Here is a 14,232-nt window from a genome sequence, read left to right as displayed (position 1 = left end):
GGGGGGAAAGAAATGAAGCGATTGCTTCTTTTCATTTTTTTCGCACTTTCACTCTTGAGCTTCACTTTTGCCTGGGAATTGATCTCCAATTTTCCAATGCTGTTACAATATGAAAGCGGAAACTGGGGAATAATCGCTGAACGCGCTCCTGATGAAATATTGAAAGTGACTCCATATTCGAATTTTCAGGAATTTGCAGTCAGCCTGACCCGTGAGGAGTCTCAAGCTCTTGTGGGCCATTCCAGATTGTATAGACTTCACTTTTTACGTTACAAAGGCGATATCTATCCAATTGTTATCAACGCTGAGGGTACCATAGTAAAGGACTCTAAAACACTGTTACTTATTTACGCAGCTCTCACAGGAATGAAATTCGAACAGGAAAAAGTGATTGACTATTACAAAGAAGTCAATGTTATAGCCGATTTATTGATCAAAAAATTGAATGCATTCACCTTTAAAGATCGTGGGACTCTGGCTTCAGCAGCTCTGGTTTTTTTAAATCAACTAAAAGGAAATGAACTCGAATTCAGCAGGTTTATGGAGAAGGCTCTCGAGAAAAAAACTCCATACTACGAACTCATCCTTTATGACACCGCCAGTGTGCTCAAAAATGAGCTTTCTAAAATAAAGGCTTCTTCCGTAGAATACTATAAAAAGTACAGCACTTATCCGCCAGATAGCATCCTTACTTTCAACTTTGCAAAGGAGTTATATGATGCCCATGCCAAGGCACAGGCTATATACAGCAATTTCAAATCCCTTTCATATCCTGAATTAGAAAGGACCTTAATAGAATTCTTTAGAGCTTTTATCATAGAAAAGGCAACTACCGATGTTGAAAAATTGATGAGTGTGCCAAAAGAAATCTTAGAAGAGTTCAGAATATCGGAAACCAAAAGCCCTCTCTCCCTACTAGATGAATTGATAGAAAGGCCATTACCTGAGGCTATTCCTGCAAGTCTCCCTCCCTTTATAACGACCCCTCCAGATGGCTCTATTCTTACGTTGAACGGTTCTACAAACGTTACAATCACATGGGGTTACACGTTACCGTATCAGATTCAACCACTATTTACTGTGAGTTACGGAAAACAGGGGGCACGACCGCAGGCAATATACACGAAATCTAAGGCTCTGACATTGCAGGTAACACCATTCGCTACGTATGAGATTGAGCTCGACACCCCTGATGGTATTTCATACAAAATGAGGTTTTCCACACTGCTTGGTGAATTGCCTCCACCGTCGATCCCTTCGGTTCTAAAGGTGTTTAAAGAAGAGGACAGACCCATCGTTCTCAAATGGAAAGCCCCACTGGCAAACCATAACTTCAAATACAAGGTTGTGGTAAGAAAGACCGAGCAAACGGAGATTGTGAGCTCGAACAGTATCTCGTTAGTCCTCGATGCATTCCAGAGTTATACGATAGATATTCAACCTATTGAAATTGATGGTTTTACCATACCTCAGGAGCTCAGGAAGATCGCGACAACAACAGTAGAGGTTCTCCCTTCCTATCCGGTTTTCTCGCATTTTCCTGAAAAGAGCTATGCAGGCGCAGCAAATCTCACCTGGAAAGTAAAAACTCCTGAAGAAATAAGTGAATACATTGTGAGGATTTATCTCGATCCCAAAGGGAAAGAAGAAATGGTATATGAAAAAACAGAAGAAGCTGAATACCAAATAACTCTTGAACCACATAAAACATATTACTGGACTGTGGATATAAAGTACAAAAATGGTAAGATTCTCAAGAACATTGACAGCTCCGGCAAGAGAATTCTCTGGACTCTTGAAGTGATAAACGCTAAACCCACGATAGAGATATCACCAATGCAGGGAACCATCTATTCCACAAAAACCGTCGTTCCTATAAAACTCGTTGTTAAAGACGAGGATGGCGATGATCTTGTCGTGGGATACGAGAAGTCGGAGACTTCCACCTTTGAAAGCCCGACTGTAATAGCTACCGCTCTCGTCAAGGGAATCGGGGAAGCAACCTTTCCCGTGAATGTTCCGGAAGAAGAAAGCTTTTTTATACGTGGCTTTGTTTATGATGGATATGATAAATCTTATTCATCGCCGGTCAGTTTGTCCATGCAGTACCATTGGGTGGCTGAACCAGATGGCATAACAACGGATTCTACCACAGTTGAGTTGTACTGGGAATTAAAAGAGCCAAAAATCTCCATTGATAGATACAGGATTATCGTATCCTGGGAAATTTATAAAGAAGTGGTTGGCAAGGGAAGAGTGAAAGTAGGTACTAAAACGAAAACTTATGAAACACCTAAGAATAGCTATACTCTCGAATTGAATCCACATACCGAATACACATGGCAGGTAACAGCTATTTTGCACGATAAGAGGGAAGGCCCACATAGCAGCCCACTGACTTTCAGGACTCCCAACAGTAAACCTGAGGTCACAGTATTTTTGAACAACAAAGCCTTTGAAGATAACGATTTGATTGACGTTGACAATGATATCATCAGGTGGATAGCAAAGGATCCTGATGGAGATAATGTGAAAGCTCTCTTAAGAATCTTGTATAATGGTAAGCCGATCTATGAAATAACTCCATCTTCAAACGAAGTGCCCTTCTCGAAAATACCTCTGCTCAAAGGAAATAAAAACTACACGCTGGAGCTACTCTTGGATGATGGAATCGGACCGGAATTCGGTGTAGGTAAGGTAAAGATCACAAAGGTATTCAAAACCAAAAATCGCCCTCCTGTGGTAAATTTGACAAAACCTGATGATGTGCAAAATCCAGATGATGTACATTTTACAGTATACGCAGAAGATCCGGATATGGACAGCATTCATCTCCTTATCAAACTCGATGGCATTCCTGTAGGAACTGTTGACATAGATCATAAAGCGAGTGAAACAATAAGTTTGACTGAACTGTTGAAAGGAAATTTCGACAAAATCAGGCTTTATCTCGATGGCAAAGAGAAGATTGTGGAACTAAACGGCATTCCTTTATTGAAAGGGCATACAGAATACGAAGTAACTGTAATTGCCTCAGATAAATACGGAGGAAGCAGTTCAGATATCATAATCGTTCCCGTGAGCAATAGAAATCCTGAAAAACCAGTGATAATCGAGCCAGAAGATAATTCCGTTCACGACTTGAGCAAAGCAATGCACTGGACATCAAAAGATTACGACGGTGACACAATAAATTTCGAAATCCTCGTAAACAACGAAAGTATGGAAACCATTGTTTCCACCTCAACAAACACTTATAGCTGGGCGATGGACAAGGTTTTGACCGGTAACAGAAAATATCTCGTGAAGGTTATAGCAAAGGACACTTTTGGCGGTTCCAGTGAGAGTGATTGGGTGAGCTTCTACGCACCAAACAGAAATCCGATAATAGAAGATTTGAAAGTAAAAGCTGTAGGAGCTGAAACCCTTGATGCAAGCATTTCGTGGGTCACTAGTGATCCTGATCTCGAAGCTGTGAGTGCTAATCTTCTGGTAACGAGAGGTATCCACAGGAATACTGTGTATGATGAAACACTTCCTGCGAGTGGGAATCTAAAATTAACTTTGCCAGCTTATGGGCATTATAACGTAATCTTGACAGCTATTGACGAACATGGTGGAATAACAAAATACGCAACATCACTGATAATTCCGGACAGAAGTCCTCGACCGACCAACCCTTCTACGCCAGTAGAGGTATGGTTTGAAAAGCTAGGCAATAAGTATAAGTTGAATGTCAAAACAGATTTTGTCGATCCAGATGGCGACTCAATAGAATTGCTGGCGAAGTTATACGAGCTCACTGAGGGCACTCCGGTAGAAATCAGCGAAAGCAAGGCAATAGGTGAAGGCAAGCTTTCCAGGCTGCTTAGCTTTAAAGGCTTAAAAGGGCACACCAATTACGTGCTCACACTGAGTGTCTGGGATAAGCCAGAAGGCATTGAAAGCAGAAGCATCGAATTTAATATGGACTTGACAAGTCCTAATTCTGCGCCCACGTTGAATGAGCTAAAACCTGATCCCTTCAGAAAAGACGTGCCTTATAGTCCAACGCACTTCAGCTGGGTAGCAAGTGACTTTGAAAACGATACAATCCACTACTCGCTTGAAATCCGAGAAGAGGGATCAGAAGAAAGCGTTATTGTGGTAACTGATGAGACCGCTACAGAGTTAGTTCTGAAGCCTCATACAAATTATCACTGGAATGTTAAAGCAAGTGATGATTTTGGTGGGGTATTCCAGAGTGACGATAGATTATTTTCAACATTGAACAATGCTCCTGAACTGTTCCTTTACCAACCGATCTTTGAACCGGGAAGTATTGACCCCATTTTCATTTTTGAAGCCACAGATGTAGATGGTGATCCCTTCAAACTTCTCTTTATACTCAAAGATGAAGAAAACGGTGAGATTGTCTATGGTCCAACCGTTATTGAAGGAAATGAGCTCAGAGTAACCTCCGATAGTTTAACGGGTCATCATCTTTATATCGCCACACTCGAAGCCACAGAAGTAGAACCAGTGCCATTAGTTTTTAGAAAAGGTTCTACGAAAACTATAGAATTTAAAACTCCCAACCGGTCTCCACGAATTACCGATCTCCGTATCAATGGGTTAAAAGCGGATAACTCATTGACGATCAACAAGAACGACGTGAGGCTGGATTGGAAGGCTTTCGATCCCGATGGTGATGTATTAAATTACAATTTAACCTTGATTTTGATCGATGGAAAAAACGAAGTGAAAGTAAAGGAAATCAAAGGCTATGAATACACGAGGTACCATTTTGAAGAACCCCTTAAGGGGCACGCCCGATATAAACTTATAATCGAAGCTTTTGACAGCTATAACGGCTTAGCTACAGAAACAGTGTTTTTCAATACAGAAAACACACCGCCGGAGATTCTTTCTCTCGTCGCACCAAAAGGAACTGATATATCAACTCAAACAGAATTTTCCTGGTCAGCTTATGATGATGATGGTGACCTTCTGAACTTCGAGCTTTCGATTTGGAGTGAGGACAGAAATTACAGGACGAAAATTACAGTGAAAAAAGGTGTAACCAGTTACATAGTCAGTGAAGGGCTACCCGGACATACCAGGTATTATTGGAATGTCAAAGCTTTCGATGGTCACGGTGGTGAAGTTATTTCTAAAACGGAAACGTTTGAAACTCTAAATACCCCCCCCAATGTCGTCCTTGGATTCCCTTTAAACGGGGCATCGGAGTTGCCGGATACGATAAGGTTCCAGTGGAGAGCGTATGACGAAGATGCTGATCCACTATTTTATACCTTCTATCTATACGAAGACGGGGAGTTCGTCTATTCTGCTACGACCCAGGAGCCTTACCTCGAAATGCCCCGACTCAAAGGAAACACCAGATACAGCTGGTATGTTGAAGTTGAGGATGGCTATGTAAATGAGCCGATCAGGAGTAATAAATTCGACTTCGTAGTCAGAAATCACGCACCCATTGTAAACCTGGTAATCCCTAAAGAAAAGCTTAACCCAGATTTTGCAGGTATCAGCTGTTTTATGTTTGATCTAGACGGTGATATTCTCAAAGGAAAATTGAGGATACTGGACAAAACGGGTAAAGATGTTGTTGAACCCATTGAATTCGATTCTTCATCTGCTTCACCCGTTTATATAACTGACGGACTGATCGGAAATAAGGAATACAAAGCTGTGGTACTGGTATATGATGGGCATGGAGGAACAGCGACAGATTCCAAAAGCTTTTTCACAGCAAATCGTCCCCCTGTGGTACCAGAACCGGTATCCCCATCGAATTTCGCCGTTGTTGATACGGATTTCAGAGACTTCACCTGGATCGCTCAAGATCCTGATGGCGACCGACTATCGTACGATATTATATTGGAATGCTTGACAGTGGATGATATACTTGAGATCTTCGACACCGCTTCTACCAGATTCAAAACGAGTTTCCTGAGACCGTATTCCATTTATCGCTGGAAAGTCACAGTTCGCGACGAACACGGTGCAGTAACGGAAGGTCCTTACTGGTATTTTATAACAAACCCTTCATCCGATAAGGGATATGAACCATATTTCACGAGCATGACAACCCATAAATTGTTAGGTGAGACCCTCATACTTGCTGGAACGCTGAAAGGCGAACTCTTGATTTTCCACAACGGCAAACAGATAGGGCGAGAAAAACTTTCAAAAGATGCGATAACTGGCCTGGCTTCTTTGGAATATTTTGATCTTTTCACTCCGGAAGAAATACAAGCAATAGAAAAAGCAACTGGAAGGTTCTTCGATAAAGATACATGGCCACTGGTCATTGCGAAGGATGAAATCGGTAACACTTATAAAATTATTATAACTGACGCTGAAGAACTCTCCCGGGGAAAGAACCTCTTTGTTTTCCTGAGTCACTGATAATACAATCTATTATGTCGGAACGCCACACCGGTCATCCGGTGTGGTTTTTATGAAAAAATCGGCTATATCTGCAATGGAAATTGATGAACGGAGGTGTTATTTTGTTTAAGAGTTTTGAAGATGTTCTGAAAAAGGCGAGAGAATTAAAAAAGACAAAAAAGGTTGTCCTGGTAGGCTCCGAGGACGTTGAAGGAATAAAAGCACTTAAGAAAGCGAAAGATGAGGGTGTTGCCAACGCCGTGCTCGTTGGAAACAAAGAAACAACCAGCAAAATCCAGAAAGAACTGGGAACGAACTTCCCAACTGTGGATGCCCGCAGCCCTGAAGAGGCTTCCGAAAAAGGAGTGAAACTCATATCAAGTGGTGAAGCAGACATCCTGATGAAAGGGCTGGTGAAAACCGCCACTCTGTTAAAGGCTGTTCTCAATAAAGAATGGGGATTAAGAGGGAAAAATCTTTTAAGCCACATTGCAGCATTGGACGTTCCCACAATCGACAGACTGATCTTTGTTTCCGACGGCGGAATGGTAATAAGACCTGACCTGCAACAAAAAGTTGCAATAATTGAGAACTCTGTAAAATTCATGCATAAGCTTGGTTATGTATATCCTCGTGTTGCTCTCATAGCTGCCGTGGAAGTTGTCAATCCAGATATGCCTGAAACTATGGACGCAGCGGTAATATCAAAGATGGCAGAAAGAAAGCAATTGCCCCCATGTTATATAGATGGCCCATTAGGAATTGATAACGCTCTCAATGAATACGCCGCCCGTGTAAAAAAGGTTTCGGGAGAAGTCGCTGGCAAAGCGGACCTTCTGATTGTACCTGATATTCATTCAGGAAATTTCCTTGGTAAATCCGCCGTCTACCTTTCCGGTGGAACGATAGCTGGCCTCATACTCGGTGCTAGGGCGCCAATAGTGATTGTGTCGAGGGCAGACACCGAAAGGGCAAAGTTAGCCTCCATAGCTCTTGCGGTGCTTGGATCGAACTGAGTTGAAAAAAGATAGGAGATCTGATATATTCTTTGCGAGGTGATTGACTTGAGAGTCATGTTAGATGAAAAAGAATACAATTTTGACGAGGCTTTCAGCGTTAAAAAGCTACTTGAAACGTTGAACCTTAACCCTGAATCGCATATAGTTCTAGTCAATGGAGCAATCAAAACCTCCGACTCAAAGATATCAGAAGATGCGGAAGTTAGGATAGTTAGAGCGGTTTCTGGAGGTTAAGAAAAGAGATAAATTCCCACAGGTATTTGTCAGGAATTTCCACTCCCGGTTCTATATCAGGTTTGTTATCTCCATGATAATCACTTCCACCTGTTACCAGCAGGTGGAAGTTTTTTGCTATTTCGAGTAAGATATTTTGATCCTCAGCGTTGTATTCCTTATAAAACACCTCAATCCCCTGAAGACCAAATGAGACAAGTTCTGCCACTTTTTGAGTGAGATCTTTGGGTTCGAGATTGAGAGAAAAGGGGTGAGCGAGGATTGCAATTCCACCCGCGTTTCTAATGTATGAAATGACTTCATCCGATCTGTACTTGTTCTTATCTACATAAGCTGGTCTGCCTTCTCCAATGTATTTTTCGAAAGCATCGTTCAGATCCTGAACATATCCTTTCTTCAACATGACTCTGGATATGTGAGGGCGCCCAACAATCGTACCATTTGATTCCTGAAAGATTTCTGACATACTTATCTCAAAACCCAATTCATTCAATTTCCTGACTATCAACTCATTTCTGTTGTCACGGTGTTCAATCAGTTTCTCGAGGAATTGAAGGAATGTCCTGTCATTATAGTCAACATTGTAACCGAGTATGTCCATAATTCCACCGGTATATCGGCAACCTATTTCAATACCTGACACATAAGTCAGTCCAAGTTGCTCCGCCAGTTTAGAGGCCTTATGTTGCGCTTTCATATTATCATGATCGGTTATCGAAAAGAATCTAATCTTTTTAGATAACACTATTTCAACAAGCTCTTCAACGCTTTTCGTTCCATCAGAATGATGAGAATGCATATGTAAATCGGCTAGCATAAAAAACTCCCTTATTCTGGTAAAATCTAATGGATATTACCACGTCTAATGGGGGGATTTCAATAAGATTACCATTGAAAAGCGGAATTTTTCTGAATGGTCGTTATAGAGTCGTTGCGAGTCTTGGTTCAGGCGGTTTTGGAATAACTTATTTAGCGCTAGATACTGCCAGGAATGACCGTAAAGTAGCAATAAAGGAATTCTTTCCAAAAAACTGCACCAGAGAAGGGAAGGAGATTGTATTTACCGAAGAACCCGAAAAGACCTTCCAGCGTATCGCTGAGTTTATTGAAGAGGCAAAGATGATAACCACAGTCGAAGACAAGCGGATAGTCAAGGTTCTTGACTATTTTCTGGAAAATAACACTGCCTATTACGTAATGGAGTATGTCGAAGGAAAAACGTTAAAAGAACATATAAAATTACACGGCCCGCCTGGTACAAGAGAAGCTATCGAATTGATTAAAGAGATCGCTCTGGGATTAAAAGCGATACATGATAGGGGTATATTGCACGGCGATTTGAAGCCTTCTAACATCATGATAAATTCTGAAGGTGTTAAGATAATGGATTTTGGGGCAGCCAGTTTTACAAACACGATCTATACCATGACCCATGGGAAGATAATTTCATGGAGCTATTCTTCGCCCGAAAGGTTTCACAATCAAACCATTATAACCCTTCAATCGGACATCTATTCTCTTGGTGGTATTCTCTTTTTTATCGTGAGTGGAGAAGACCCGATACCCGCTCCTGAAAGAGAAAAGGGAATAGCGCTCCCTATTCCGCCGGTGAGTTATAAGATAAGACGAATCATAAAAAAAGCCATGGCTTTAGAACCTTTCCAGCGTTATCCAACTGTGAACCACTTTTTGAAAGCACTCAAATCTTTTTTCTAATATTTCTCTATCATTGAGAGGATCTCGAGTAGAGCTTTTCTAGCTTCGATAAATTCTATCTTTTTGATGGCTTCTGTATATAGTTTTCTTGCGTATTCCTTTGCTTCCTCTATTTCCATATACCTCAATGCGCTGGGGCGCCCTTGAGATTCGTCTTTGCCCGGTGTTTTTCCCAGCGTTGCAATGCTGCCGACCTTATCCTTGATATCATCGAATATCTGAAAAGCCCTGCCAAAATCGATGCCTGCACTTTTCATAGAAATTGCTTTTCGAACTTCACCCGCACAGACATATGGAGATGAGAAACAAAAACCAAATAATGAAGCCGTTTTTAAGCGGTGAATTTTTTCGACTTCTTCCGGCCGGCCTTTGCTGATACTGATATCCAGAAACTCTCCTTCAATAACTTCAAGGGCGGTTTCATTCCAAAGCTCCATCAGTTCGACTATTAGCTTGGCGGGTAGTGATATACTAGAGATTATCTTCCCTGAATAGAGCATCAGATAATCCGCTGCAAGTAAGGCGCGGCCTTCACCATATAGTTTGTGTAGAGCCGGTTTTCCCCTTCTATAATCATCATTATCTAGAGACGGCAGGTCATCCTGAACAAGACTACCACTGTGAAATAATTCAACAGCTGTACCCAATTCCAGATAAATTTCTTTTGAAACACCCAGAGGTTCAGAAAAGAGGTAAATAAGGTAGGGCCGCAGTCTTTTTCCTCCACTTAGAGGTGTATAAGACAGAAGGGGGGTAAATTCTTGAGAATGGCCCAATTTTTCTATCTTCCGCTTCAGATAACTATTGAAAAGAGAGATAAACTCTTTCAAAGAAAGCATTGGCATTTATTCTTCTTCTTTTCCTTTCTTTTTTTCTAGGTATTTTTTGATGTCTTCTATATCGATGTTATTCAGAAACTTCTTGAATTCATCTTCGTTTTGCTCAGACTCTTCTTCATCGTCTTCAGTATAACCGGTGGGGATTTTGCTTAGATCGATAGCACTACTTTCAAAGACTTCCTCTGCAACGTAAACGGGAAATCCATACTTAACCGCCAGTACCAGACAATCTGACGGCCTCGCGTCTATTTCTTTTTCTTCCCCATCGCCATCGATTAGATAGAGCGTTGCGTAATAGATGTTCTCCTTAACGGAATGAATGATAGCCTTTTCAAACATTGCATTCGCTGCTTTTATGGTGTTAATGAATAGGTCATATGTAAGGGGTCTGGGATATTCCTTCCCGCTCACAGCAAGAGCCAGTGATTCTGCTTCAAAGGGACCTATCCAGATGCCAAAGCCTCTGTTAGAGTTATCAACTTCCAGTATAACAACAGGCGAGTTCGTTTGATCAAGGGCCAGTCCGCGGATCTTGACTTTCAACATAATATCACCTCTCAGCTCATACTTCTGAGCTCCTTAAGAGCTTTGCCGATGAGTGCTTGAAGATGCTTTTCAAGCTCCTCCTCGCTCTCAAACTCTTTGGGGTCGACTGGATCCAGTATTTTCAATCTTACCTTCGCGGGTCTCACGAGCAGTCTCCCCTTTACCATTATATCCTTTGTGCCATCCAGTGCGACGGGAACAATAGGAACTTTCATTCTGTAAGGCAATGCAAGACTTCCTTTCCTAAAACTCTGCAATTCCCCATCAACACTGCGTGTTCCTTCTGGAAACAACATTATCGTTCCGCCATTTTTGAGGATCTTCATAATATTCCTAATCACTCCCACTGTCTGCAACCTGTTCCCACGATCAATGAAGACCCCATCCAACCTCTTGACAAATTGCGCAAGCCCAGGAATTTTTGAGACTTCCACTTTGGCAATAAAAGAAATCTCTCCTCGCACATAGCCAGCAACTAGAGGTATATCAAATGCACTCTGATGATTCGAGATGATCACCATTGGTCCCTTTGATGGGACTTTCTCTCTGCCATAGGCTCTGACTTTTGCACCTATTGCTCTAAAAGCGTTTCTGCCAAATCTGGCCACTTCTTTGCCAATATATCTCTTTGCTTTCTCCCTGCCAGCGATTTTTTCAATAATCCATCCAATAAAAAGGACTACAGAACCATAAACCAACACGTAACCCACAAAGGCAATAAAAACCCAGAGCGTTAGAAGAACAAAAGGAATATCATTCAGCCACTTTAAAAGCTTCAACCCCAATCACCTGCCCATGTTTTATCGTGTAAACTTTCGTGAGTTGAACAGCTTCATTTACAAGTGTATCAAAGTCAATTCCGCTTTCGGTTCTCAAGATATCTTTTATTCTTGCTTTTGTTGCCGGTTCCTTTGGGACAAAAACCGTACAACAATCTTCATAGGGTCTTGTGGAGATTTCGAAGCTTCCGATTCTTCTTGCCACATCTATAGTTTCAATCTTGTCAAAACCCGTTAGGGGCCTCAGAACTAATTTGTTCGTTGCTTCGGTAATAGCATACATGTTCTCGATAGTCTGGCTCGCAACCTGTCCCACATTTTCGCCCGTAATGAGGACTTTGTACCCTAATTTATCGGCGATTTCAGTTGCGATCCTCATCATAGTTCGGCGCTGTATGATTAAACTGAATTTTTCAGGCACTCTTCTGTGCACTGTGAGTTGCGCTTTTGTAAATCCAACATTGTAAAGTTTGAACTCCCTGCCTCCATTATACATTGAAAGCAGTCTGGCAAGATCAATAACTTTTTCAAGAGCTTTTTCACCGGTATATGGTGGACTCGCAAAATGAATTCCATGCACATCGAGTCCACGCTTCAACGAATACCAGCCAGCAACGGGGCTGTCTATCCCACCCGAAAGAAGCAACAAACCCTTACCACTTACACCCACAGGGATCCCACCTGGTCCTGCCAGTTTACTGCTGAATAGAAGCGTTCCCCTGTTTCTAACCTCGACGCCGACTACAAATTCAGGGTTGTGGACATCTACGTGGAGTTCTGGAAATTTCTCAAGGATTTTCTCTCCAAGGAAAGCACTGAGTTCCAGGCTTCGAACAGGAAACTTCTTATTCGCCCTTTTAGTTTCAACTTTGAAGCTTTTTCTTCCTTTGCTAACTTCAACTTCCGATACCTCGAGAGCAGCCGAAAGAATTTCTTCAACATCAAAGCCCACCATGGTCCCCATGCTGAAGTTCTGTATCCCGAAAGTCCTTTCGAGGGTCTTCTTAACATCCTCCAGAGGATATTCTCCAGTTTCGACATAGACCCTTCCACCCGTGGTCCTCGTCTTTACTCCAGGTAATTGATTGCGGATATTCCTCTCCAGAGCGAGCTCAAAATACTTCTTGTTCCTGCCTTTGAGGCCTATTTCACCATACCTTACAATCACCAGCTTCATAGAACTCCTCCTCTTCTAATACCGTTATCCGTCTTCAGTCATCCGATAAGAACCCTCTTGGGAAGAACGGGTTAAGGGTATGGGGTATGGAAAAAACCGAGATTCGACGACCGAGAGTCCGAGATCCGAGAGAACGTGCGATTTGTTGACTTCGTGAGAACCGTTTTCCGTTGACCGATAAGAACCTCTTCTTGAAAAGAGCGGGTCTGGGGTATGGAAAAACCGAGAATCGAGAACCGAGAGGGTGAGAGAACGCAAAGGGTGCGCAATATGCTGACTTCGTGAAAAGCCATTTGCCGTTATCTGTTTACCGTTGGCCGACAAGAGCAAAAGAGCGATGTTAGATGTTGGAGACTGGAACCCACAACCTACCACCTATAACCGTCTTTCTCGATTCTCGATTGTCACGTACAACCAACAACCTACCACCTACAACGGTTTCTTACATCTGCCGCAGGCACGTACCACCGACAAAGTCGGTCCACCCCCAGCGAAGCTGGGCTTACCCACGCGCCAGCGTGCTCACTGGCTCTCGGTTCTCGATTTCTACAAGCCCTGGTCTTCGAATATCGCCACACCAGCTGACTACTCCCTTTATTTTACCCCTGCATCAACTCTCCATTCTACCCGTTGTTCATTTTTTGTCCAATCCTTTGAGGGAGTAAGTATGTTCACGTACAACCTACAACGTACAACCCACAACCATTTACAACCCACAACCATTTTCACAATGTCAGACATACGGTTTGCTCACACAATGATATAATAACTGTGATTTTAACTTGTTAAAGGGAGGGGTTGGAATGAAAAAAATTATTCTATTAGTTCTTTTTACGGTAATACTCACGAGCCTATTCGCCATCGATTATGAAACGATTTATCCTCAGTTTGCGGAAGCCAGATCATATCAAAAAAAACCTGATCTTGTCAGGGTGATGTTTACTCTGGAAAAGGCTCCTGAAACATGGGAAAATGTGGAATTACTGACTTTGCTTGCTGATTGTTACAGAGAATACGCTAACTGGGCAACAGAAGTCGACAAAGAACTTTATTACCAGAAAGCACGAGAAACTGCTGAAAAAGCCATACAAATGGATCCTGAATACGGATATGCCTATTATGTCGCCGGTGCTGCCATAGGACAACTTGCACAGTATGTAGGAATCGTAAAATCCTTGTTCATGCTCGGTGACTTCGACAAATACATTGGCAAGGCCATGGAACTGCTTCCTGACAATCATTTCCCTTTCTTCGCAATGGCAATGAGATATCGTGATACACCGTGGCCTTTCAAAGATTTCAAAAAATCCGAAGAACTGTTCCTTAAGGCCATAAGCTTGAATCCTGCCTACCTCGACACGTACTATGAGTTCGCCATGCTTTACGACAAATGGGATAAGAAAGACAGAGCTATAGAGTACTGCAAGAAGGTTCTTGAAATGCCGATTTATGAAGACTATGTGAAAGTAAGTGAAGAAGCTAAAGAAAAGGCTGAAAATTGGCTTAAAGCTAATGGAGCACTGTGATTT

At 42.2% G+C, this 14,232-nt stretch carries 10 protein-coding genes; 5 read left to right on the top strand and 5 right to left on the bottom strand.

All coding sequences use genetic code 11. From position 1 onward, the window contains the following. Positions 1-12 precede the first annotated feature (12 nt). The 3 genes from IX53_RS04150 (at position 13) to IX53_RS04140 (ending at position 7,646) form a co-directional block, all read left to right on the top strand. On the top strand, positions 13-6,411 hold the full coding sequence (locus IX53_RS04150; protein ID WP_047754272.1) for a fibronectin type III domain-containing protein: 6,399 nt from the start codon (positions 13-15) through the stop codon (positions 6,409-6,411). A 104-nt stretch (positions 6,412-6,515) separates the two neighbouring features. Then, entirely contained in the window at positions 6,516-7,409 is an 894-nt protein-coding gene (locus IX53_RS04145) for a bifunctional enoyl-CoA hydratase/phosphate acetyltransferase (protein WP_047754271.1), read from the top strand. Between the two features lie 57 nt (positions 7,410-7,466). Next, entirely contained in the window at positions 7,467-7,646 is a 180-nt protein-coding gene (locus tag IX53_RS04140; RefSeq protein ID WP_245612779.1) for a MoaD/ThiS family protein, read from the top strand. On the opposite strand, the gene IX53_RS04135 is transcribed toward IX53_RS04140, so the two are convergent. Further along, positions 7,624-8,463, bottom strand: coding sequence for a PHP domain-containing protein (locus IX53_RS04135; protein ID WP_047754269.1), 840 nt, complete (start codon positions 8,461-8,463; stop codon positions 7,624-7,626). The two genes, IX53_RS04140 and IX53_RS04135, sit on opposite strands and share 23 nt — an antisense overlap. A 29-nt stretch (positions 8,464-8,492) precedes the next feature. Between IX53_RS04135 and IX53_RS04130 the strand changes: the two genes are divergently transcribed. Continuing rightward, complete coding sequence (locus IX53_RS04130) at positions 8,493-9,362, top strand: serine/threonine protein kinase (protein WP_047754268.1); 870 nt, start codon at positions 8,493-8,495, stop codon at positions 9,360-9,362. On the opposite strand, the gene IX53_RS04125 is transcribed toward IX53_RS04130, so the two are convergent. Genes IX53_RS04125 through thiI form a run of 4 tightly spaced genes read right to left on the bottom strand, consistent with a single transcriptional unit; the run spans position 9,359 to position 12,703 of the window. Next, positions 9,359-10,207, bottom strand: a complete 849-nt coding sequence (locus IX53_RS04125; protein ID WP_053001169.1) for a polyprenyl synthetase family protein — start codon at positions 10,205-10,207, stop codon at positions 9,359-9,361. The genes IX53_RS04130 and IX53_RS04125 overlap by 4 nt on opposite strands. Further along, positions 10,208-10,747, bottom strand: a complete 540-nt coding sequence (locus tag IX53_RS04120; protein WP_047754267.1) for a bifunctional nuclease family protein — start codon at positions 10,745-10,747, stop codon at positions 10,208-10,210. A gap of 11 nt (positions 10,748-10,758) precedes the next feature. Next, positions 10,759-11,526, bottom strand: a complete 768-nt coding sequence (locus IX53_RS04115) for a lysophospholipid acyltransferase family protein (RefSeq protein WP_053001168.1) — start codon at positions 11,524-11,526, stop codon at positions 10,759-10,761. Next, positions 11,501-12,703: a tRNA uracil 4-sulfurtransferase ThiI gene (thiI, locus tag IX53_RS04110; protein ID WP_047754266.1), complete on the bottom strand. Its 1,203-nt coding sequence runs from the start codon at positions 12,701-12,703 to the stop codon at positions 11,501-11,503. Before thiI ends, IX53_RS04115 begins: the two co-directional genes overlap by 26 nt. 803 nt (positions 12,704-13,506) lie before the next feature. On the opposite strand from thiI, the gene IX53_RS04105 reads away from it, so the two are divergent. After that, positions 13,507-14,229, top strand: a complete 723-nt coding sequence (locus IX53_RS04105) for a tetratricopeptide repeat protein (protein WP_047754265.1) — start codon at positions 13,507-13,509, stop codon at positions 14,227-14,229. The last annotated feature ends 3 nt before the right edge of the window (positions 14,230-14,232 follow it).

Origin of the sequence: Kosmotoga pacifica (assembly GCF_001027025.1) — a bacterium.
Taxonomy (GTDB): Bacteria; Thermotogota; Thermotogae; order Petrotogales; family Kosmotogaceae; genus Kosmotoga_B; species Kosmotoga_B pacifica.
This window is presented reverse-complemented; position numbering and strand designations above follow the sequence as displayed.

Excerpts from the sequence above, each read along its gene's own strand:
- IX53_RS04120 (WP_047754267.1), bottom strand. The coding sequence starts at position 10,747 with ATGTTGAAAGTCAAGATCCGCGGACTGGCCCTTGATCAAACGAACTCG.
- IX53_RS04150 (WP_047754272.1), top strand. The coding sequence starts at position 13 with ATGAAGCGATTGCTTCTTTTCATTTTTTTCGCACTTTCACTCTTGAGC.
- thiI (WP_047754266.1), bottom strand. The coding sequence starts at position 12,703 with ATGAAGCTGGTGATTGTAAGGTATGGTGAAATAGGCCTCAAAGGCAGG.
- IX53_RS04105 (WP_047754265.1), top strand. The coding sequence starts at position 13,507 with ATGAAAAAAATTATTCTATTAGTTCTTTTTACGGTAATACTCACGAGC.
- IX53_RS04140 (WP_245612779.1), top strand. The coding sequence starts at position 7,467 with ATGTTAGATGAAAAAGAATACAATTTTGACGAGGCTTTCAGCGTTAAA.
- IX53_RS04125 (WP_053001169.1), bottom strand. The coding sequence starts at position 10,207 with ATGCCAATGCTTTCTTTGAAAGAGTTTATCTCTCTTTTCAATAGTTAT.
- IX53_RS04130 (WP_047754268.1), top strand. The coding sequence starts at position 8,493 with ATGGATATTACCACGTCTAATGGGGGGATTTCAATAAGATTACCATTG.
- IX53_RS04135 (WP_047754269.1), bottom strand. The coding sequence starts at position 8,463 with ATGCTAGCCGATTTACATATGCATTCTCATCATTCTGATGGAACGAAA.